At 41.9% G+C, this 21,768-nt stretch carries 22 protein-coding genes and 3 tRNA genes; all 25 read right to left on the minus strand.

Features of this window, described 5'->3' with window-relative positions:
• The 25 genes from kdsA to ACZ5GY_RS07820 all read right to left on the minus strand — a co-directional run bounded on the left by kdsA (window position 1) and on the right by ACZ5GY_RS07820 (window position 21,768).
• Window positions 1–858: a 3-deoxy-8-phosphooctulonate synthase gene (kdsA, locus tag ACZ5GY_RS07700; RefSeq protein WP_213701284.1), complete on the minus strand. Its 858-nt coding sequence runs from the start codon at window positions 856–858 to the stop codon at window positions 1–3.
• Window positions 833–3,106, minus strand: coding sequence for a tetraacyldisaccharide 4'-kinase (gene lpxK / locus ACZ5GY_RS07705; protein WP_213695462.1), 2,274 nt, complete (start codon window positions 3,104–3,106; stop codon window positions 833–835). The genes kdsA and lpxK overlap by 26 nt, the downstream gene beginning before the upstream one ends.
• Window positions 3,090–4,844, minus strand: a complete 1,755-nt coding sequence (locus ACZ5GY_RS07710; protein ID WP_213690992.1) for an ABC transporter ATP-binding protein — start codon at window positions 4,842–4,844, stop codon at window positions 3,090–3,092. Before ACZ5GY_RS07710 ends, lpxK begins: the two co-directional genes overlap by 17 nt.
• Window positions 4,837–5,943: a glycosyltransferase family protein gene (locus ACZ5GY_RS07715; protein WP_213695463.1), complete on the minus strand. Its 1,107-nt coding sequence runs from the start codon at window positions 5,941–5,943 to the stop codon at window positions 4,837–4,839. The genes ACZ5GY_RS07710 and ACZ5GY_RS07715 overlap by 8 nt, the downstream gene beginning before the upstream one ends.
• Window positions 5,940–7,034 carry a lipid-A-disaccharide synthase gene (lpxB, locus tag ACZ5GY_RS07720; protein WP_213690994.1) on the minus strand — a complete coding sequence of 365 codons (1,095 nt, stop codon included), beginning with the start codon at window positions 7,032–7,034 and terminating at the stop codon, window positions 5,940–5,942. Before lpxB ends, ACZ5GY_RS07715 begins: the two co-directional genes overlap by 4 nt.
• A complete protein-coding gene (locus tag ACZ5GY_RS07725; RefSeq protein ID WP_213695464.1) occupies window positions 7,019–7,828 on the minus strand; it encodes an LpxI family protein in 810 nt (269 codons plus the stop codon). The genes lpxB and ACZ5GY_RS07725 overlap by 16 nt, the downstream gene beginning before the upstream one ends.
• 1 nt (window position 7,829) lies before the next feature.
• Complete coding sequence (gene lptG / locus ACZ5GY_RS07730) at window positions 7,830–8,927, minus strand: LPS export ABC transporter permease LptG (RefSeq protein ID WP_213690996.1); 1,098 nt, start codon at window positions 8,925–8,927, stop codon at window positions 7,830–7,832.
• The gene (locus ACZ5GY_RS07735) at window positions 8,917–9,414 is read right to left on the minus strand and encodes a KdsC family phosphatase (protein ID WP_213690997.1); all 498 of its coding nucleotides are present in this window, start codon (window positions 9,412–9,414) and stop codon (window positions 8,917–8,919) included. Before ACZ5GY_RS07735 ends, lptG begins: the two co-directional genes overlap by 11 nt.
• The gene (lpxA, locus tag ACZ5GY_RS07740; protein ID WP_213690998.1) at window positions 9,407–10,210 is read right to left on the minus strand and encodes an acyl-ACP--UDP-N-acetylglucosamine O-acyltransferase; all 804 of its coding nucleotides are present in this window, start codon (window positions 10,208–10,210) and stop codon (window positions 9,407–9,409) included. Before lpxA ends, ACZ5GY_RS07735 begins: the two co-directional genes overlap by 8 nt.
• A 2-nt stretch (window positions 10,211–10,212) precedes the next feature.
• Entirely contained in the window at window positions 10,213–10,668 is a 456-nt protein-coding gene (gene fabZ, locus ACZ5GY_RS07745) for a 3-hydroxyacyl-ACP dehydratase FabZ (protein WP_213695466.1), read from the minus strand.
• Window positions 10,669–10,681: 13 nt separating this feature from the next.
• Complete coding sequence (gene lpxC, locus ACZ5GY_RS07750) at window positions 10,682–11,521, minus strand: UDP-3-O-acyl-N-acetylglucosamine deacetylase (protein ID WP_213691000.1); 840 nt, start codon at window positions 11,519–11,521, stop codon at window positions 10,682–10,684.
• Entirely contained in the window at window positions 11,518–12,564 is a 1,047-nt protein-coding gene (gene lpxD / locus ACZ5GY_RS07755) for a UDP-3-O-(3-hydroxymyristoyl)glucosamine N-acyltransferase (RefSeq protein ID WP_213701285.1), read from the minus strand. The genes lpxC and lpxD overlap by 4 nt, the downstream gene beginning before the upstream one ends.
• A gap of 13 nt (window positions 12,565–12,577) precedes the next feature.
• Complete coding sequence (locus ACZ5GY_RS07760; protein ID WP_213691002.1) at window positions 12,578–13,828, minus strand: hypothetical protein; 1,251 nt, start codon at window positions 13,826–13,828, stop codon at window positions 12,578–12,580.
• Entirely contained in the window at window positions 13,815–15,551 is a 1,737-nt protein-coding gene (locus tag ACZ5GY_RS07765; RefSeq protein WP_213691003.1) for a BamA/OMP85 family outer membrane protein, read from the minus strand. Before ACZ5GY_RS07765 ends, ACZ5GY_RS07760 begins: the two co-directional genes overlap by 14 nt.
• 33 nt (window positions 15,552–15,584) lie before the next feature.
• Window positions 15,585–16,220, minus strand: coding sequence for a hypothetical protein (locus tag ACZ5GY_RS07770; protein WP_464111726.1), 636 nt, complete (start codon window positions 16,218–16,220; stop codon window positions 15,585–15,587).
• 63 nt (window positions 16,221–16,283) lie between these two features.
• Window positions 16,284–16,874: a sigma-70 family RNA polymerase sigma factor gene (locus ACZ5GY_RS07775; protein WP_464111727.1), complete on the minus strand. Its 591-nt coding sequence runs from the start codon at window positions 16,872–16,874 to the stop codon at window positions 16,284–16,286.
• Between the two features lie 63 nt (window positions 16,875–16,937).
• Window positions 16,938–17,585, minus strand: coding sequence for an alpha-ribazole phosphatase (gene cobC / locus ACZ5GY_RS07780; RefSeq protein ID WP_464111728.1), 648 nt, complete (start codon window positions 17,583–17,585; stop codon window positions 16,938–16,940).
• A 162-nt stretch (window positions 17,586–17,747) separates the two neighbouring features.
• Window positions 17,748–17,823 (minus strand) — tRNA-Thr (locus tag ACZ5GY_RS07785).
• A 14-nt stretch (window positions 17,824–17,837) separates the two neighbouring features.
• Window positions 17,838–17,913: transfer RNA gene (locus ACZ5GY_RS07790), tRNA-Glu, on the minus strand.
• Between the two features lie 4 nt (window positions 17,914–17,917).
• Window positions 17,918–17,993 (minus strand) — tRNA-Lys (locus tag ACZ5GY_RS07795).
• 81 nt (window positions 17,994–18,074) lie between these two features.
• Complete coding sequence (gene argH / locus ACZ5GY_RS07800; protein ID WP_464111729.1) at window positions 18,075–19,469, minus strand: argininosuccinate lyase; 1,395 nt, start codon at window positions 19,467–19,469, stop codon at window positions 18,075–18,077.
• A complete protein-coding gene (locus ACZ5GY_RS07805; RefSeq protein ID WP_213691360.1) occupies window positions 19,450–20,082 on the minus strand; it encodes a DUF501 domain-containing protein in 633 nt (210 codons plus the stop codon). Before ACZ5GY_RS07805 ends, argH begins: the two co-directional genes overlap by 20 nt.
• Complete coding sequence (locus ACZ5GY_RS07810) at window positions 20,079–20,498, minus strand: S1 RNA-binding domain-containing protein (protein WP_213691361.1); 420 nt, start codon at window positions 20,496–20,498, stop codon at window positions 20,079–20,081. Before ACZ5GY_RS07810 ends, ACZ5GY_RS07805 begins: the two co-directional genes overlap by 4 nt.
• 105 nt (window positions 20,499–20,603) lie before the next feature.
• A complete protein-coding gene (locus tag ACZ5GY_RS07815; RefSeq protein WP_464111730.1) occupies window positions 20,604–21,233 on the minus strand; it encodes a hypothetical protein in 630 nt (209 codons plus the stop codon).
• Window positions 21,217–21,768, minus strand: coding sequence for a hypothetical protein (locus ACZ5GY_RS07820; protein ID WP_213691363.1), 552 nt, complete (start codon window positions 21,766–21,768; stop codon window positions 21,217–21,219). The genes ACZ5GY_RS07815 and ACZ5GY_RS07820 overlap by 17 nt, the downstream gene beginning before the upstream one ends.

Here is a 21,768-nt window from a genome sequence, read left to right on the forward strand (position 1 = left end):
TTACGCCTCCTCTGCCCAATCTATATCTGTTTTTCCGATGGCGTTCTCTACAAGATTCCACACATCGCCAATCTGAGAAAGGAAATATTCTAACTTCTTCAAAGGAACCATATTAGGCCCATCACTTTTTGCTGAAGATGGGTCTGGATGGGTCTCTATAAATAAACCATCAATTCCGATTGCTGCCGCAGCCCTGGCCAGAGGCAAAGCAAATCGTCTGTCTCCACCACTTGATGTACCCTTTCCACCAGGCATCTGCACGCTATGAGTTGCATCGAAAATGACAGGACACCCCATATTTCTCATAAGCACAAGAGAGCGCATATCAACAACAAGCTGGTTGTACCCCATTGTTGTTCCACGCTCACAAAGAATGACTTTATCGTTTCCGGCCTCTTTGCATTTTTCCACAACCTGCTTCATATCGTGAGGGGCTAAAAATTGAGCTTTTTTAACATGAAGAGGTCGATGCGTCTGAGCTGCAGCTACTAATAAATCGGTCTGTCGACAAAGAAAGGCAGGAATCTGTAAAATATCTGCCACTTCAGCTACGGGCTCAGCTTGCCACGACTCATGGATGTCAGTCAAGACCGGCACTGAAAGTTTTTCTTTTATTTCAGCCAGTTCCGAAAGCCCTTTTTCAAGGCCAGGACCTCGATAGCTATGAATAGACGTTCTGTTTGCCTTATCGTAGGAAGCCTTAAAAATATAATTCATTCCCAAACGATGACATATTTCTTTTGCCTTTTCTCCTATTTCCAAGCCAAGCTCCAGACTCTCTAAAGAGCATGGGCCAGCAATAATTGTCAGTTTTTTCTCTCCTATACAAAAATCATGAACTGGTATCGGTTGAACCATACACGTCATCCCCCTGCTTTATATTTCGGGATATTTTTTTATACACATGGCATCGAAGATCCCAACCATACTCCCGTGCCACATATTCCACTACATTATCCAGAGCGCCAGGTCCGCCTAAACGTTTTTTCCCCTCTTCTGACATGGCCGCACGTCGCTCCGGGTTTGAAAGAATGTCAAAAGCTGTATCGGCCAACACCCGAGGATCTGGTGACACAAGGATTTCTGATTCTCCGAGAAGTTTTTTCTGTACAAGTTTCCCCTTCTCATAAATAGAAACAACGGGAACTCCTAAACCAGCACATACCTGATTCGCCGTTCCTCCCAATCCCAAAAGAATATGTGCACGAGCAGCCGCAGATACTAACGTTCCAAAATGGAAAAAAACGCGCAATCCATTCTTCTCTATTCCGCTTTCGTTTTCCATGAGACTCCATCCTGGAGCTGCAGCAACAAGTTGCTTTATGTCGAGGGACGGAGCTATAACCGCTACAAAAACACATGGAACCTTATCGTAAAGAATCAAGGCCGCATCAAGCAGCAACTTCATATCGTGATACGCCCTTTTTCTACTTCCTGGCAAAAGCAATACCCGAACTTCTTTTTCACCAGGCCATTCAAAGGTCCCATTAGTATTATCACATGTTAGGTCCATTATTGGATTCCCTGCAAAAATTGCATCTGCATGAGAGCGAACAAGCTCTGATGCAGTTTCTGCATCTCGAGTCCAGACACGGCGACAACGATGTTTTAATAAAAAACGTTCAAGGCGCCAATGTCCACTTAAGTATACCGTTTTAGCCGTGGCTACAAGCACTGGCAATTGCCCTTGCCCCCATAATGTGTGGAGCAAAAGATATACATCCCCCACACAGAGCGGGGTTCGTATTTGTCCTCGCAACTTATGCCATGCTTTTAATTGAGAAAAAATATGTCGAACGAGACCCGATTTCAAGTCTCGTATTAAATCTGAAATATGATACTTAATAACTCCTCCAGAAGGAGAATCGGAGGTAACAGAGTCAACAGTAATACCTGCGTTTAAATACTGTTCCCCCTTTCCGACAATGGGAAAAGAAGTAACACGAGCAAGTGGGAAACGCTTTCTTACCTTTTGCGCAAGCAATGCTCCCATTGCATCTTCTCCATATCCGTTAGAAGCTACAACAAGTTGGGGACGAAGCCTTTCACTTAAAAGATGCCAAAAACGCTCTTCCTCGTCTATAACTGTAGAAATAATGGGCACAAGCAAGGGCTCCTCAAGAGAACTTTCCGGCAAGTTATACACATCTTTTTCAGTACAAACAAGGTGTGACGCTCCTAATTCTTTTTTAAGTGCTATGAGGCGTTCCATATCGCGGTAATCAAAACGATGGTGGTCTTTAAAGCGCATCTCTTTCAGAACGTTAAGCCCCTGTTGTTCAAGAGTTCTCCGAAAACTTCCAGGACTTCCTATTGCAGAAAAGGCTACAACGGGGAGTCTATTCACATTAAAGTCAATCTCATCTTGCCAGGAACCGTTCCAGAATGACCAGCATCGTAATTCTAACCTTGATGTAAATAACCTCTCTTCGGGAACGTAGCGCAAAAGTTTTTGACGAACCTCTCTAAGTTGTTTTTCTGATACTTGATCTGCTTTTGTAATAACAACAATATGTGCTCTTTTCAGCGCACTTGGAGGTTCTCTTAAAATGCCTGCGGGAACAAGACGCCCATTTCCAAAAGGGCAACAGGCATCAACAAGCACAATATCCACATCTCGCCCTAGCCGCCGGTGTTGAAATGCATCGTCAGCAACAATAAGCTCTACATTATATTTTTGCAGAGCCTCAACATCTTTTAAACGATCTCTCGAAACAGCAACTGGTACATAAGGCAGACGAGACGCTAAAAGGAGGGGTTCATCTCCCACTATATTTCTATCGAAAGATGTTCCCTGAATAACCACAGGTTCGTTCGTCTGTCCCCCATAGCCCCGGCTTACAATACCAACATTAATTCCCGTATCGTAAAAATGACGAGAAAGCATTTCCACGAATGGCGTTTTATTTGTTCCACCAAGTGTAATATTTCCAACACTAATAACTGGAATAGAGGGTTCGTAACTCGCCATAAGACCGTGATCGAAAGAAAAATTCCGAGAACGTATAAAACTGTGAGATACGCACGTTAAAGGGACGAGCAAAGACCATGGACTTACTTTGCGCTCTCCTCTCGCCCATTCGAGATAACTACGAACAACTTTCATGGTTGATTTCTCCACCAAATTGCAACTCATAAAGGTGGCGGTATATTCCTCCCTTTTTAATGAGTTCTTCGTGTGAACCGCTTTCTGCAATGCAACCTTTATCTAAAACAAGAATTCTGTCAGCACTCCGAATAGTGGAAAGTCTATGAGCAATAACAAAAGAAGTCCGGCCTTCCATTGCCTTTTCCATAGCTTCCTGAATCTGACTCTCTACTGCAACATCTAGAGATGAAGTTGCCTCATCCAAAATGAGGATTCTGGGGTTACGAATGATCGCTCTGGCTATAGCTACTCGCTGTCGCTGACCTCCGCTCAACGTTATTCCTCGTTCCCCTATCTCTGTTTCATATCCTTTAGGAAGAGACGAAATAAACGTATGAATTCCGGCTATCTGAGCTGCTCTTACAATATCTTCCTGCGTAGCCGATGGACATCCATAGGATATATTAAAAGCCAGGCTTCCTTTCATCAAAACAGGATCCTGCGGAACAATGCCTATCTGTTTTCGAAGCTCCGTCAAATCAAGAGTTTTTACGTCATGTCCATCTATACGTACTGTTCCCCTGGAAGGATCATAAAAACGAGGGATAAGGTCCATCAATGTAGATTTTCCTCCGCCGGTAGAACCAACAATGGCAACTCTTTCTCCAGGTTTTGCTTCCATAAAGATACCTTTCAGAACCCACTGTTCATCTGTATAAGCAAACCAGACATCGTCCATCTGTATAGAACCCTGAATAACACCAAGTGGAATAGGGTTTTCTGGTGAGTGAATTTCACACGGCGTATCGAGTATGGAAAAGATTCGCTCTCCAGCAGCCAATCCAAGCTGCATACTGCTTATTACACGGGTAAAGACACGTATAGGTTGCACGAGAAATCCAAGATATCCTAAAAAGGCAATAAGTTCTCCGGGCGTCAAGACTCCATGTATGACATCTCTTCCTCCAACCCAGAGGATAAATGCCAACGCAGCAATAAGAATAACCTCTATAATGCCTGAAAGAGCAGATTGTACCTGTACTCCATGCATTAATGCTTTGAAGTTAGACATATTTTGTCCCTTAAAGCGTTCATTCTCCATATCCTCTGTCACAAATGAGCGAACGATGCGAATAGCTGACAACGCCTCTTGGACAATGGCAGATAACCTTGCAAGCTCTTCTTGGATGGTGTGCCCTACGATACGAAGTTTTTTCGATGCATGATCAAGAATCAAAAATGTTAAAGGTAGAATGGCAAAGGTCATAAGCGTGAGACGCCAATTTATATATATAAGGAATCCGAGCATTCCCAAAAATGTTATTCCCTGAACAACAAGATCCACAACAACAGATGTCACCATATTCTGTAAAACAGTCACATCGTTCGTAATACGCGACATAAGTTCTCCCACGCGTTTCCCATAAATATAACGGAGAGACATTCGTTGCATATGATCATAAAGACGAACACGAAGATCCATTACGACGTGCTGTCCTACCCAGTTCATAAGATATTGATGCCCATAGGAAGCAGCACCCTTTCCAACAAAGATGGCAACAAGGCCTATTGCGAGGACATTAAGGACATCCATCTTTTTGGCGATCAGCACATCATCAACAACATTCTTTAAAAGCCACGGCGGAATTACGGTAAAGGCAGACGCCAATACCATACAGCCGAGAGCTGCAAAGAGCCGAGGCAAGTAGGGACGTGTATATTGTAAAAGTCGAAGGTAGATATGTTTTTTATTCATGCACACACAGCCTTTCAATCATGGCGCTTATACTTTTCGAAGGCATGTCTCGAGATTGTTGCGATAACTTTAAAAGTTGTGTCTTTTGAACTTCGAAAGCCTCTCTATTCTGCCATAAATCATATAGTTCGTTGGCAACATCCGAAGGATGTAATTCTCCTACACTTTCTCTCATTATCTGTTTTTTTACCAAACGGTTTGGCCACGCCAAATATGTCGTTCTGTGAGCAGCTTTACTTCGTAGTATCTTTTCCTTTATTGCAGGGCCTATCGTTGGTAACGACGTGATAAAACTTTTTATTCCACTTAATGGAATTTCCCTTAAAAAGGCAAAAGGAACTGCCACAAGAGTTGGAACAGACATATGCATTAGTTCTAAAGTATTAGTTCCAGGCTGCGTTAAAGCAATATCCGCCTCTTTCAAAACTATTCCTGTTCCCGTAATAGAAGGATTCATCCCTTCATCTTCCCACATTTTTTGTTCTTCTATCTTTGAGAATGGGGATAACAACGTTGTTACTTGCAATGTTTCTATTTTTTCTCTCAACAAATACGTTACTTCTGACAAAAAAGGCAACGCTTTATTCCGTATTGCCGGACGACTTCCAGGGAAAAAAACTAATTTTACACCATCTTCATCTTGCCATGGGGAGGGCCCTTCGTCCATAAAAACCCCTTCCTTCACAAGATCGCCAACAATAATAGTTTCTGATGATATCTGTCGTGCCATAGCTTCATAGGCTGTAAAAACTGCGTTACAGTGATGCAACCCCTTTTTCTGTCCGTATGTATAACAAAAAAGAGGGACATCTCGCTTTCGAGCAATGTGATGACCAAAGAGAAGATCCCCTCCCATTTGAAGAACAACATCAGTTTGATGATTCTTCAAAGCTCTCAATGTTTCAGTCGCTGAATAGGGACCTTTGACTTCATCTGCACCGATAGTCACAGCAGCCTCTGCTTCCCGCCCACTTGCGAATTGGCAAGGAAGAAGCCAAATTGTCACATGTTTTTTCTGACGTTTCAATTCTTGAGCTAACGGTCTGCACCAACCCCAAAGCTCTCCTGGCCCATTAACCAACAAGGTGACGGATATCACTGCCGTTCCCCCTCTAAAATAACCTTTTGCCAAAGAGCAAGAGCTCCTGGTTTTCCCATATCGTCTCTGGCTCTTTTTAGAGCTTCATGTTTTTCTTGTTGCACTTTTCTGTCCTGTAAATAATTTGTAGCTTCTTTCATTATATTCTTACAAGAAGCATCTTCCTGTAAAAGTTCAGGATATATCTTTTCTTGAGCCATAATATTGGGTAAAGAGACCCAAGGGGTCTTAACAAAATTTTTATAAATACGCCATGATAGCCAAGACCCTTTATATATGACAATCATAAAACGATTTACCATCATGGCCTCCAATGCAACAGTGCCGCTTGCTCCTATTACAATGCAGCTCTGCTTCATTAACTCTTTGCCATTACCCTCGAAAAATTGCCACTCATGTAACTCCTCTTTCATCTTCTTCTTAATCTTAGAAGAAAGACCTGGAGCGATGGAAAAAACTGGCTGATAGCCCATTTCATGAAATTGGGAAGCGCATTCTTTGAGCACCGGCAATAATCGTTCTACTTCGCTCTTTCGACTGCCAGGCAAAAGGGCAATTATATTGCTAGAAGGATCTGTAAAAGAAAAATTTTTCAAATCAAGAAAAGGGTGTCCCACCCAAACAGAGGGAACATTGTGGTCACGTAAATACCTGTGCTCAAAACCTAATAGTGGTAACATAAATGTACAATATCGGCGTAACGCTTTAACCCGCTTCTTTCTCCACGCCCACACTGTGGGAGGAGCAACATAAATAACGGGATTTCTAAAACCTTTTTTCCGAAGGGTACGAACAAGAGGAAGGTGAAAATCAGGACTGTCGATGACAATAACTCTTCGAGGTTGTTCTCTAACAATATAACTCGCTATAGTGTTTTTTAAACGCCATAAACGAGGAATAGCAGCAACAATATCAGAACTTCCCATAAGACTTAATTGATCAATAGACCACAGAGCAGTTCCTGTCGCTTTTATTCCTTCTTTGCCTAGCATACCTACAATAGGCTCTTCTGTAGATTCTCGAAGAGCCTTTATAATCAATCCAGCGTAATAGTCTCCAGAAGGTTCGCCACAACTTATGAAGATAGACACGAGTCTACCCCTACAACGGCAATATCCAAGTTGGCGGCAAGATCAAGAAAATGCTCCTTTTCAAGCAGAAGAGTACGTTCTACTTCAAGAGCTAAACTTGTCTGTCCTGCCTTTGCCATCACTTGAAGGGTATGGGGTCCAACAACAGGGATGTCAAATCGCTCATCCTGATCGATTCGCATCATTTTTATAACCGATCCACCATGAACGAGATCGCCAGCCCGCTGAATCATGGCATCCGTTCCCTCCATAGCTTCTACCGCAACTACGGCACCATCTTGAACAACAATGCTTTGCCCAAAAGAGAGAGGAAGAATCTGAGAAAGGATTGAACAGCCATATGCTATATCTTTCGACTCATCCTCTGTCAGTCCTCGCTGAGAAATCTGCCCTCTTGGGGTAAGAAGATCAAAAAGAATATCTCTGTAACCAACTACATGTATTCCCATTTTTTCTATGGTTTCAACTATCCGTCCGAGAAGAGCGTGATCATTGTTATCTTCAGCATCAAGTGTCTGCTTAAGTAACTGATCAAGATTCTCTCTTTGATACATAAGTTTTTTAGAAACTTGTCCCGCCAAAATAAGTGTATCTATTTGATATGCAAGCATACGATGTAAAAGACCTTTGAGATCGAGGTCAAAAACTGGCCATATTTCCTGAGCGAAAGGACGCAATGCCTCTCTTGTTCCTCCAATGGCAAAGATGTAAGGAGAAGTTTGCTGTTCCGCAAGTCTTCGACTTATAATTTCGGGGAGAACACCTTCTCCTGCAATGATAGCTATTTTACCCATTTTAATCATTCGCCTTTCGTGCAAAGTATCCGCCTACAAGTAAAAACACTACATTTGGAATCCAGGCAGCCAAAAAAGGCGGCATGTGCTCTGTTTCTCCAAAAGCTTTACAGAGAGACATCACGACGTAATAAACAAAAACAATCATTACACTGAGACCAAAACCGACTCCTGAACCCGTTCTATGCGAACGAACGCCAAGACTTGCGCCCAAGATAGCAAGGACAACACTCGCCCACGGCACTGCCAAACGCAAATGAAAAAGAACCCATAAGGGAGCCTTGTTTCCACCTTGCGCCTGAAGTAACCGTATTTGAGTCAACAATTCAATAGCGCTCATTTCGCTGGGTTTACGGGATGCCTGTTCAACTTGCTGTGGAGAGAGGTTTAAATCAAATTGCTGACGATCAAAGCGAAAAAGGAGTTCCACTTTTCCATTCTCTGCTACCTGAAAAACCTCTCCGTCATTGATCCACCATTTTCCATCTTTCCATAAACCAGTTTTACCTACAGTAATACGTTTTATCTTTCCGCCCTCGAATTCCTGCAGTAACACATTGTTCATAGTACCTTTTCGAGGTTGTAATTTTTCTATATAAATAACTCTGTTGAGCTGCCCGTTGCTCTCATCACGAAGAAAAACCTGCTCTTTGAGAATAGATGGCTTTTCCCGCATTACTTCGTACCGCATAAGATTTTCGGCAGCACGATTAGAAAAAGGGACTACTGTTTCATTTAATATAAGAGCCACTATGCCAACGAAAATGGCCCCAATAATTACAGGACGTAAGATTCGCTGAAAAGAAATGCCTGACGATTTTAACGCAACAATTTCACTGTTGGCTGAAAGTTTTCCAAAGGTAAGAAGTGCAGAAAGCAAACAAGCCATAGGCAAAGTCAATATGACAACTTCAGGTAAACGATAAACAAAAAGCCGTAGCACAACACCAAGAGAGATCCCTTTTTCTATAATCAGACTGGCTATCTGAAACAGGAGATCCCCCGCGACAAAAACCATGGTGAAGGCCATTACACCAAAAAAGAAAGACCCGGCCATTTCCCGTAAAATAAATCGGTCAAGTATTCCTCTATTTTTCACTGCATCCACGTCCCGTTACACATTCTCTATTATGCGCAAGTATATATTCAGCCACCTCTCTGATGGCTCCATGTCCTCCGCACGCAGATGTTACATTTTTTGCCGCTATTTTTGCTTCATTCACAGCATTAGCTACGGCAAAACTAAATGTCACCCACTGCAAGCATTCTACGTCATTAATATCGTCACCAGCATAAGCTATTTCCGAAGGCAAGATAGAAAGATCAGAAGCCAACTTCTGTAAGGCTTCGTATTTATTTTTTACTCCGTTATGAAGCAATGAAATTCCCAACTCTTTAGCTCGCCCCTCAGTGGCAGCAGAATAACGCCCACTAATAATCGCGACATCAACCCCACTTTTACGAAGACGGGCGATTCCCATGCCATCATGAATATCAAAACGCTTAAATTCATTTCCACGACCATCTAGATATACGCCGCCATCAGTGAGCGTTCCATCTACGTCGAGAACAAGAAGTTTAATCATCTGCATCTCCCTTAATTACATGCGGCCATGGCGTTACTCCTCGCTTGGACTGAGCCACAAAAGCAGAAATTTCTGCAGCGGCGAGGCTTCCTTCTACAGGCATACTTTGAGCTGCCGTTCTGAAAGGGAGTCCAGCATGGTAAAGATGTCGATAGAGCTCCTTTATTTCCTGTCTCTCTCCAGAAGAAAAGCCTGCCCGTTTTAATCCGACTCGATTTATACCATGCACACGCGCTGGATGACCATCTACAAGCAAGAAAGGAGGAACATCTTTAACTATCTTTGATAAACCACCAATCATACAGAAACGTCCAATACGAACAAATTGATGGAAACCTGCGAGACCGCCGACAACAGTACCATCACCCACCGTAACATATCCGGCAAAACCTGCTTTATTAGCTATTGTTACTCGGTTGCCAATATGCACGTTGTGCCCAAGATGGACTCCTTCCATGATGAAGCAATCATTTCCTACTTCTGTTGTCGTTCCTTCACCACTTGAGCGATGAATAGTTACGTTCTCTCTAATAACAACATTATTGCCAATGCGAACCCAGCTCTCTTCACCACCAAAATCTCTGTCTTGAGGTTCTCTGCCAAGAACTGTATTTTCATAGATATGACATGTGCTGCCGAGTTCTGTAAAATCAAGAAGATGAATAAACGCTTCCAACACAGTTCCCTCACCGATATGGACTTTGTCTTCCACAATACAGTAGGGACCTATGACAACATTATCTTCAATTTCGGCTTTCGGTGATACTATTGCGGTAGGGTGAATGGTCGCGCCCATGATTAGTCGTTTACCTCCGTCTTTTCTTTTGGGAGTTGTTCTGCCAAAATGAAACTGTACTCGGCTTCCGCAGCAATTTCTCCATCAACTTCGCTCTTAGCTTTTACTTTGCCTACATGGCCTCGTATTTTCGTTATCTCAGCTGTAGTAATCAACTGATCTCCCGGTCGAACGGGGCGACGGAAGCGGGCCTTGTCAACTCCTGTCAAATATGTAATCTTATTTTCCATATTGGGACGACAAACAATCATCATTGCTGCTACTTGTCCCATGGCTTCCAGAATCAGCACTCCAGGCATAACTGGTTCTCCTGGGAAATGTCCCTGAAAAAAAGGTTCGTTGATTGTAACATTTTTCAAACCAACAACTCGATTTTCTTCTACAGATACGATGCGATCAACCAATAGAAAGGGATAACGGTGAGGAAGAGCCTTCATTATTCTATCAATGTCAATCATTATATATCCTCCTTCATTCATTCCGGTTTAACATTCTTTTTAACCGCCGTACAAGACGAAGGTGCATGTCATGACCAGTACGGATGGCTACTATATGGGCATGGAGAGGTCGACCTAACAAGGCCAAATCTCCGATAATATCCAATATTTTATGTCGAACAAATTCATTTGAAAAATATAATCCCTTTTGATTTAAAGCTTCATGAGGTGTTACTAAAATAGCGTTTTCAAGATTTCCGCCCCTGGCAAGCCCTCTTTCACGCAGGGCATCCATTTCTTCTTCCAAGGCAAAGGTTCTACAAGGAGCAATCTCTTCCAAAAAGCCTTCAGAAGTGACTCTAAAGTCATAGATTTCTGTTCCTATAACGGGATTTTCATACTCAATGGCATACGTTATAGAAAGTGAGTCACTTGGAAAAGCGCAAAGAATTTTTTTCTTGCTATTGTCTGTCTCAACTATAGGTACCCAAGGACAAAAGGGCACTGTTTCGCAATCTGTCTCTACAACTCCTACTTCTTTCAATTTCTTAGAAAAAGCAAGAGAACTACCATCTAAAACTGGCATTTCAGGACCGCTGATTCTTATTACTGCTTGCCCTATGTTGCGAGTATAAAGAGCAGCCATAAGATGTTCAACTGTTCTTACTATGGCTCCATCTGAAAAAACAAGCTCCGTGCCGCGCCCGCTACCTCGAAGCTCCGCTTCGTCAAGACTATAAGAACGATTTTCTATTTCAAAAACAATACCTCTCGACACATATAAGGGGTTGATTTCAACACTACATGGCTTCCCTGAATGGAGACCAACACCTTCAAAACGTACAGGATTTTTTACCGTACATAAAAAACTCATTTCTCTTCCCCGCTACCTGACAATTTTTTCTCCAGAGCCTTAAGGCGCGCAAAGAGCTCTGGTAAACGAAGGTAGAGAGCTTGTGCTCTAAAATGCTCTTTGTGATCCCGCGCAGGAAAACCTGAGACTATTATTCCTGACGGAACGTCTTTTATTGCCCCGCCAAAAGCCGCTATTTGTGCTCTTGAGCCAACTTTTACGTGATCCTTCACTCCACTTCGGGCAGCCATTATAACGCCTTCCCCTATTTCTGCACTTCCTGCAATACCAGACATGGCGACTATAATACAATTTTCTCCTATCTGAGCATTGTGAGCTATATGAACATGATCATCTATCTTTGTGCCCGATCCAATAACGGTATCGTTGAGAGTCCCTCGATCTATAGTGGTGCAGGCTCCAATTTCGACATCATCTTTAATGGAAACGCCACCAATCTGTGGTATTTTCTGAGGACGCGCTTCCGGATGAAATGATGGGATAATACCAAAACCATCGCAACCAATTACAGCTCCGCTATGAATCAATACATTTTTCCCCACCTTCACATCTGAATACAAAACTACCTGGGGTTCAATATGTGTTCCTGCTTCTACAACGCTGCGCTCTCCTATAAAAATCTGCCCTTCAAGAATAACATTTTCTCCTATTACAACATCATCACCTATAACACAAAGAGGACCGACATACGCAGCGGCAGAGATACATGCCGTTTCAGATACAACAGCTGCAGGATGAATACCGTATGAGAAACTGGTTTTTTTATCAAATAAATGTAAAAGATTAGCAAAGGCTTCTCTCGGTTTTTCAACAATAATACCTTGGCGAGATTCGTTAAAAAAAGATTGCGCTGCAACAAGCAAAGCATCAGAAGAAAGTAACTCCAGTTCTTTTTCATCCCAGATTACTGAGAGAGTACCCTTTTCACTCTTTTCTGGAGAGACAAGTTTATGTACAACCATTTCTTTGTCCCCTACGATCTTCCCTCCTATATATTTGGCAATCTGACCTAAGGTCATATTTACGTCAGATTTATTTTTCATATCAACTGCCCCCCTACAAATTTCCGACCGCGCGGATACTCCATTGATCATCATCGCGCTCATCATAATGCAATTCAATGGATAAGAACTCATTTATACGATAGCCTATACCCATGTTGCTTTTACTATTTTCACTATACCGCCACCATACATAGGGCTGTTTAACGTGACCAGTAAACCAAAATCGCCACCATAGTTCTTCTCCTGGATAAGCAATTTCGGCTCCTAGCAATATGCGGGAATGAATCTTCCATCGGGCTCCCCAACGACTTTCAAGATCAAAATCGTTAGTTGAAAGTATCCATTCACCGTAAAGTTCCACATTCCATCCGCTCATAGGTAAAGCTTTACGTCCGACATGAAGCCCCAATTCCGGATACCTATCGTCCGTTCCTCCGTAAGCAGCAGCCCATGCCTGAATCGTATATCGAGAGCTTTCTACTCGCGCATCAGCACGAGAAATTTGAGACGGTCGAAACGAAACGTCCACTTTTGCTTTAGAATTTTCGATGATATTTCTATCAGCAAGAGATTGCTCTGCCAATATCTCAATATCTCTCTTGTGGTAATCAACCCAATTTACAGGTAATCCAATAACAGGAAAAAGTCCCGACTGCAAATTATCTTTCAAATCTGTTTGAAAAGCAACAGGCAACGACCCTGACTGAACTGAAGGAGTAACGGCCAGAACTAAAGGTTGTTCAGGAACAAAGGAAATTCTTAAAACTGGAGAGTTCGCACCTTCTGCCAATTCGACAAGAATTGAAATATCCCAGCCAGGAACATGTTCTTTCGTTATCGCCTCTATTTCCCGCCTCAAAGCCATATCTGCCCACGCTAATGCACTAACAGGTACATTCTCCAAACATATATGAACAAGATCAGGGAACTGTCTCGTATCATCTTTAAACCACGTATTGGCTGGAAAAGGAAGAGAGGGATTGTTCAATTCGATACGCCACTGGGGAAAATCCTCCGCCAGAGCCCTAACAATTACATCACCATCAGAATAGTGAGGCGTTTCAATAGTATATCCTGAAAGCAACCTATTCCCAACAAGAACCAACATAGAAAAACGCTCAGCAAGCGGTATGGTTCTATCCATTTCATTCCAAACCGCATTGAGGCTTTTTTCAGCACTTTCAGCCATCCATTTCGGCATTCCCTCAATACGAACAGCCCCGTACAAGGGGAAAGAAATAAAAAGCAGGGTTGCAGCCAAAAAGAGAGCGGCTACAACCCTTTTTTCTTTAGAAAAGTTCACCGAACCCAAAGTGAGTCTTATTTTCCTCGTCTCCCTTAGCATAATCAAGTCGCAGATTACCTATAGGGGTTTTTACTCTTACACCGACCCCCCAGGAATCGTGAAGATCAGAAAGACTGAAGTTTTTATCATCTCTCCAAGCGTTTCCTGCATCGTAAAAGAGGACAAAGCCAAAAGCATTTTCTATGGGAAGTCGTGCCTCCACATTTGCTAAAAACATTTCGTCTCCTTCAAACTCTCCACCATCATATCCACGCAAAGAGTTAGATCCTCCAATGGAGAAACGTTCAGCAGATGGGAGGGTTCCAGAGGAAAAACCAGCTTTTATACGAGCTGCCAAAATTGGAGGATTATCTTCTTTCCCCAAATTCATATCCAAGAAATCGTTAAGTCCTAAAAGAGGAACATAATATCGTCCTTGCAACCAGTATTTAGTATAGGTCCAGTCAGCTCCCAAGAAATCCAAGGCGTGTTCAACGTTTAAGTCTATAACATCACCTTTGGGATAGCTCAAGTATTCATCAAGGGTGCTTCTTGTCAATGTTCCAATAGCGGCAAAGGTTGTACCCTTTGTCAAATCATCAATATCTTCCTGTGTACCTAAAGAAGTTTTTTTAATGTTATAAACATCTACATCATGCCAATCAAGAGTTAGGAACCAACTCAAACGAGGATCGTGGGTAAATTTTTTACCGGCACCGAAATAAAATCCCACTCGCTCCTCATCGTATTCAAGACGTTTATCTCCACTGCGATAGTAACCGCGCTCTTCCCAAACTCGCTTATAAGCGCCAACTTTCCACGAATAGTGCGTTTCATCCATATACGGCTCTATGTATGTCAACCAATACTGTTCGTTGTCACCAGTTTCAAAACCAATCTCGGCCTTATGCCCTCTACCCTTCCAGTTTATATCTCCGTAAGAGAGTCCCCCGGACCATCCACTTTCTGTACCATGACTAATGGAAAGCCCTACTGAAGCCGTCTTTTTTTCTTCAACCGTCACAACTATATTAGTAGCGAGAGGTGTGTCTCCCGGTTCAAATCCGACATTTACATCTTCAAAATATCCAAGTTGCTGTAACTTATTAATTGAATGGCGAAGTACTGTAGCGTTAAAAAGATCTCCCTTTTTAACCTTTATTTGGCGTTCAATTACATAACGTTTCGTCTTCGTATTTCCCTGAATAATAATATCCCCAACGATAGGTTCCATAATCTGAACGTTTATAATACCATTTTCTACCTGGACATCAGCAACTCTCATCATTACGTAGCCATCTTTTTGATACTTTTCCTGAATTCTTTCTAGATCATGCCTAAAAAAGACACGATTGAAGACAGTTCCCGGGGTTGTAAAAACCAGTTTCATCAAATCTTCATCGCTATAGATGGTATTTCCAGAAATCTCAATCTTTTCTATAACTGGATTTTCTTTCACTACATATGTAACAGCAACACCACCTGCTTCAGGTGTAAGTTCAACATCCACAAAAGAAAAGAATCCTAATTCATAAATGGCTTCCACATCTTTTTGAAGTTGCTCTCGATTCAAAGTCTCTCCAATCTTGGTTCCTACGGTCGAAAGAATATGTTCTGATACTACATGTTCATTTCCTTTAACATTTCTAGAAACTACCTGGAGATCTTGTGCCCAACCTCCCTGAATCATAAAAAACATAAAAAGGAAACATATTATTGAAATAAGTACTGGCCGTTTCACACGTAATCTCTCCTTCCAGGAAGGTGAAGTTTTTTACTGCCGATTTATAATTATAGCAGGTCCTTGTTCACGTAATGCACTTTGCCCTATTTGGAGCAACGTTAAAAGTCGTTCTAGAGTTTCGTTTGCATTACCAACTTGTTGATCTTCTTTTGCCACACTCTTTTTGTTCTGGAGTTCTTTTTTTTCTATTGGCATTTCCTTAGCTTGTTTTACGTCTGTCGTCATCGCAACTGAAGATATAGGTAGAGAATCTCGTTCATTTTTATATCCTTCCTCTCTGTTACGTAACGCTTCAATATTACTTTCGCTCAGGCTTTTACGTAAACCAGCTAATACCGCCCGTTCATCTGAAGTAACCCATTCTAAGGAAAACTTTTTTTTTGCTACATACTTTTGGGAATCATTACTTTGAGAAACAGACAAAGGAACAGACAAAACACAGAGGAAAAGAACAGTAAGAGTGGCAACACGACTTAACACCACTATCCCCTTATTCTTTTGCTCTTGACCTTGTGTTTCAGCTAGTTGCCAAAGCTCTTTCCTAGCTTCTTCCAACTCAGCTCTGGCGCATTCCATTTCCGTCAAGGCATTATGCCACGATTTGCTTTTTGTGGCATACATACATCTCTCAAGCCATCGCATAACTCGGCTAATACGCTTTTCCACAACAGATCACTCCTGGAAGGGTACCTTTTCTTTCTACATACCTTCTCTAATAATTATCACCTATTACGCTTTTTTAGTGGTATGATCAGGAAAAATCCAACTCTTAAGACGAGCTATAGCGCTGCGTTTAAGCCTATATACATGACTTACATCAATCCCTTGATCTTTTGCTACTTCTTTTGCCTCATGCCCCTTGAAAAACATCTCCGAAACCACTTCTGCTTCCCGATTAGGAAGCTTTTCTATTTCTTGAGACAACGTAAGAAATAAATCGTATGAATCACAAGAGAAATCGTCTGATATACACATTTCCTCATCGTCGACAGGAAGGGGAGCCTTAGCCTCGCTACGTTGTAAATAATTAACCATTTGCCCCTTAATACGGTAAAAAGCATATGTCGTAAATTTAAGTTGACGCTCAGGTTCGAATTTATCAACTGCCTTAATAAGGGCAACCATACCCTCCTGGACTAAATCTGGATAGATAGACGGAGAAACATGAAATTTTTGAGCAAGCCAAAAAACGAGGGGTCTATAAGATACTATCAATTCTTCACGGGCACAATCGTCTGTGCGGCAGGAAGCCCAGAGTTCTTTTTCCCTTTCTGGAGAAAGTCGTACTTCGTCCTGCTTCTTTTCATAATCTACATTCAACCCTATCCCCCCTTATAGCGCAAACAAAACTATGAAAATTCTATCAGTTTGGCTTACGATTGTCTAAGAAGAAAGAGGTATATAACGAATAAATTCTTTAGGTACGTAAAGATGAGTCGCATCATTTAAAAATGCCAGCATTATCGTACTTTGAAAAACATGCACCGAAGAGATCGAACAATTATCAAGGCGCATGTGCCATACTAATGAGGAATTCACTTTTAACAAATCAACAAGAGCCGTGCGAATTGCTCCCCCATGGGCAACAACCATTATTTGTTCTTCATCTCTTTGTAAGATTTCTTCAAGGACACTCGCTACCCTTAAACGAACGGCCTCAAAAGATTCACCATCCCCAGGAATCACTGTAGAAGGATCTTTTCTCCATTGATCATGTTCATCGGGAAAACGTTTTTTTACCTCGGAGACAGTAAGACCTTCCCATTTCCCAAAACCAATTTCCTTTAAATCCTCACGTACAAGAATTTGGTCTTTTTTCTGCCGCATCGCAATAATTTCCGCTGTTCTATGAGCACGACACAGAGGGCTTGTTACTATAAGGTCAGCTTGAAAACACGAGCATAAACGAAGAGAGAGACGATCGGCTTGTTCCAATCCTTCTGCGTTAAGAGGGACATCACTTTGCCCTTGATACCGCATTTCATTATTCCAATCAGTTTGTCCGTGGCGAATAAATAATATCTGTTTCAAAACCATTCACAATCTCCTTTACTAGCGCATTCTCTGCAATTATATCGTGCCTTCGCATATTATGCAGAATTCATCATTTTTCAAACGGAATAATAAAAGAGGCCTTGCGCTTTTCCTTTCAGAAAGAAAAACACAAAGCCTCTCGCTTTTCATTTATTAAGCTGGAGCCGGCGGGCGGACTCGAACCGCCGACCTGCGCATTACGAGTGCGCTGCTCTACCAACTGAGCTACACCGGCAGAGTAAACTAAAATGGCGGTCCCAACGGGATTTGAACCCGTGTCGCAGCCTTGAAAGGGCTGTGTCCTAGACCTCTGGACGATGGGACCGCGATGGTGAGCCGTGTGGGAGTCGAACCCACGACGCCCGGATTAAAAGTCCGGTGCTCTACCAACTGAGCTAACGGCTCTTGCCCCGGCTAGTTACCGCCGTTACGCAAGGGTTTATTCTACAGAAAAAACGCAGCAAGTCAAGCCCCTTTTTAAATATTTCAGGATTCTGGACTGTACTTACTTTTTTCTGAGGAAAGCCAATGGTATCCATTGTCAATTTGCTTCTCGACACTATCAAAGGATGTGCCACCGTATGTCTTGCGTCTACTCACACTTGCTTTCAATGAAAGAAGAGGCATAATATCTTCTTCCACCTCCGGTATGATAGCTTGCCATTCTGACAAAGATAGATCAAAAAGTGATCGTTCATTATCCACACAATAACGAACAAGCTGTCCCGCTTTCCAATGGGCATCTCTAAAAGGAATACCTTTCCTAACAAGATATTCCGCAACATCCGTAGCAAGAACCATCCCATTTTCCATTTTCGAAGTAGCTTTTCGTTCATCTACATCTACATGAGATAAAAAATCAGGTAATATACCCACCATAGAAAGGATAACTGAAAGCGAAGCTAAAAGTCCTCGTTTATCTTCTTGCAAATCGCGATTATATGTTAAAGGTAAGCCCTTAAGCATAATGAGCATATCAACTAAATGCCCAACTACTTGCCCAACCCGACCTCGTGTAAGCTCAAGCACATCGGGATTTTTCTTTTGTGGCATCATGCTTGACCCTGTACAATATGCGTCTGGAAGTTTAAGCCACCCAAATTCCTGGCTGTTATAAATTATAAAATCTTCTGCGAGTCTGCTGCAATGTACGGCAAAAACTGCCGCAAAATAATGGTAATCTAGCAAGTAGTCTCTATGGGCGACAGAATCCAGACTATTTTCTGTCGGCCTTTTAAAACCGAGGGCCGACGCTGTATTAAAACGATCCAGAGCAAGCGTAGATCCGGCTAAAGCTCCTGCACCCAGAGGGCAATCATCAAGAGCATCCAAAGCTGCTTGTAGATGGATCATATCACGTCGAAAGGCTTGAAAGTGAGACATCCAATATTGTCCCATACTTATTGGCTGGGCCTGCTGCAAATGAGTATATCCTGGGATGATAATATCACGGTGAGCGTAGGCTTTTTTAAGAATAGTTTCAAGAAGAATGCACATTCCCTTATGTATTAATTTCAATCTGTTGCGTAAATAAAGACGTAAAGTAGTAGCAATCTGATCGTTTCGACTTCGCCCAGTATGAAGTTTCGCTCCCAGTGGGCCTAATATTTCTATGAGTCGATGTTCAATATTCATATGTACATCTTCCAACTCAATAGAAGGAGTAAAGCATCCATCTTCTATCTCTTTCAAAATCAAGGAAAACCCTTCTTCTATCTTTTGACCTTCCTCTGAAGAAAGGATTCCAACAGATACTAGCATCTTGGCGTGAGCAAGACTTCCCTTAATATCAAAAGGAGCCAGGCACCAATCAAGGTCAAGAGATTGTGTGTAATTTAATACGATTTCTGCCGTCTGTTCACTAAAACGTCCCTTCCACATCAAGTACCCCTCCCCTGGCAATACATGAATAATCGTTAGGTGTTTTACAGTCTGTCATTTCTATATGTTGGCGAAACCATTCCTCTGCTGGATGCGTTCCGAGAGCCAACCAAGAAGCAACGTGAAGATGAAGGCATTTCACTGTAAAAGAGTTCTTATTTTGAATTCCCCCGACCCCACCTTGAGTAATGGCCCTCCATAATTCAGGACGTCTTTTTTGGAAATAACGCTTCTCAGACGAAGAAAGCAAGGCTAAACGTAAATTAATGTGCTGGATATGATATGAAATCCAACGGTGAAGAGAAACGTTCTTTTGAAGGTACTCTTCTACACTACTTACTCCGTGTTGGGACTCCAGCTCTCCACACTTGGCGACCAAATAAGGACAGGTGAGCCAAAAAGAAGTTGGAAAGGGCGTTTTTTTATAAAAAGGCCGACAATATAAAACTTGAGGGGCTCCCCAACAACAGCGACACACAACAGATGCAACAATTTTCTGTTGAAACTTACGAGAAACCATTTGACGCTTTACTACATCCATATCCTTTTTTGCAAAAAACCAATACAGGCCAGGGGAGCTTAAGCTCCCCTGGCCTGTTATCATATCGATCATTTACTTTTTTTACTCCGTTTTTTATTGGCTTTTGCGTTGTTTAGTTTGCTATTCAAATCGGCTATTTTTTGATCGCTGACTTTTAGAAAGTTAGATAACTTTTTTTCAAAGCTATCTTCTGTTTCCTTGGGAGCGGAAGACGCAACAGAAGGTGGCTCTTCCATCTTCTTAAGAGAAAGGTCAATTCGATTTTTTTCATCAATCTTGATTACTTTCGCCTTAATCTTTTGCTTGAGCTCAAGAACATCTTCCACTTTCTTAACATAACTATAAGAGAGCTCCGAAATGTGAATCATCGCTCTCTGTCCTGTCGAAAGACGTACAAAAGCGCCATAAGGCATGATCTGCTCCACTTCACATTCGACCGTATCCCCTACATGTACAGGAGCTTGGTCACTCCTCTTTTCTTCTACCATCAGTTTTTCTACCCTCCAGAAGGCTAATATGAAAGGCCTTTTTAAAAAGTCTGCCTCTATCTCTAAATGGCAATGATAATTCTAACAAATGTTCAATGTCTAGGTCTATTTTTTAAAATTAGACATTTCGTGAGGAAGATCATGCCACTCCCAGACGAGGCCTCCATTCTTTCCCAGACGGCTAAATAACACCAAACTCTGAGAGAAAAAAGACCTGCTCTGGGAATTATACCAAATTAGCAGTGTTCCAGTCTCTTTATTCAAAACACTTTTCACTAAAGCTTTTTCTATTATAGGAGAAAACAACGCCAAAAAAGCATGTCCATCTTTTCGTGGTTTTAACAAATGTGAGGAGGAGCGGTTTTCTCGAGTCTGTGGTAATGCACGCATGATCTGAATTCCACTTTTTATAGTAACCTTATTCATTCTAGTTTTAAAAGAATGAACTCTTGTTAAGAAAGAAGAAAGCACCACACTATGCACCTGCACGTCATTTTTTAAAAGAGATAACGTACTCACATACGGTTCATGTTGAGTTCCATTTTCCAATAAAGAAAGGGTTGAAACATGCACCTCAGAAAGAATTTTATGAATAGGAAGACTTCTATAAAGGCTAAAAACTTGGAACATTTTAGAGTTTGATTGTAAATGCCGAACTTTTACTCGACCAAGGAAGAGCCGTAATAAAACCTCCTTGAAGTTGTAAAAACGTTGCTCATCAATTTGTTTGTTCATCATCAATAACTTTCAACGCCTTCTCTATTCTCGAAAAAGGTTCGGAAAGTTCCATTGTTTTTGCCACTTCTACAAGGAAAGAAGCTACACTATCAATTTCTGAGGAATACTCTTCTGAAAGACGCAAACGGAGAGGTGATCCCATGGCATCAGCTTGAAGTATAAAAACACCATTTTCTGGCTGGGGCTCAACGTCACCTGTTTGTTCAAGAAAGGGGCGAGAGGTGACAGACAAAGTAAGTGTCGGAATTTTACTTAACTTTCTTAAAGGAACAAGCAAAGAATCATTGCGACAAATCCACACACCTGGTTTTACCTCTATAGAATCAAGTAAGTTGCTTAAAATCAATTCCTCTTTAAGATACACATCTAAAGCCCCTCCATATAGAATCTGTTCTATGCGGGTCGGCTTTATTGGATCAGTATAACGGAAATCAAGGGGAATGCCTCGAAAATCAGTAACTAAGGCCACTCCACGATAAATGCCGTTGTTTTCTTCAATAAGAATATAACCTATTTGATTATTTGTTATCAT

It is taken from the genome of Aminobacterium thunnarium, from assembly GCF_055390565.1.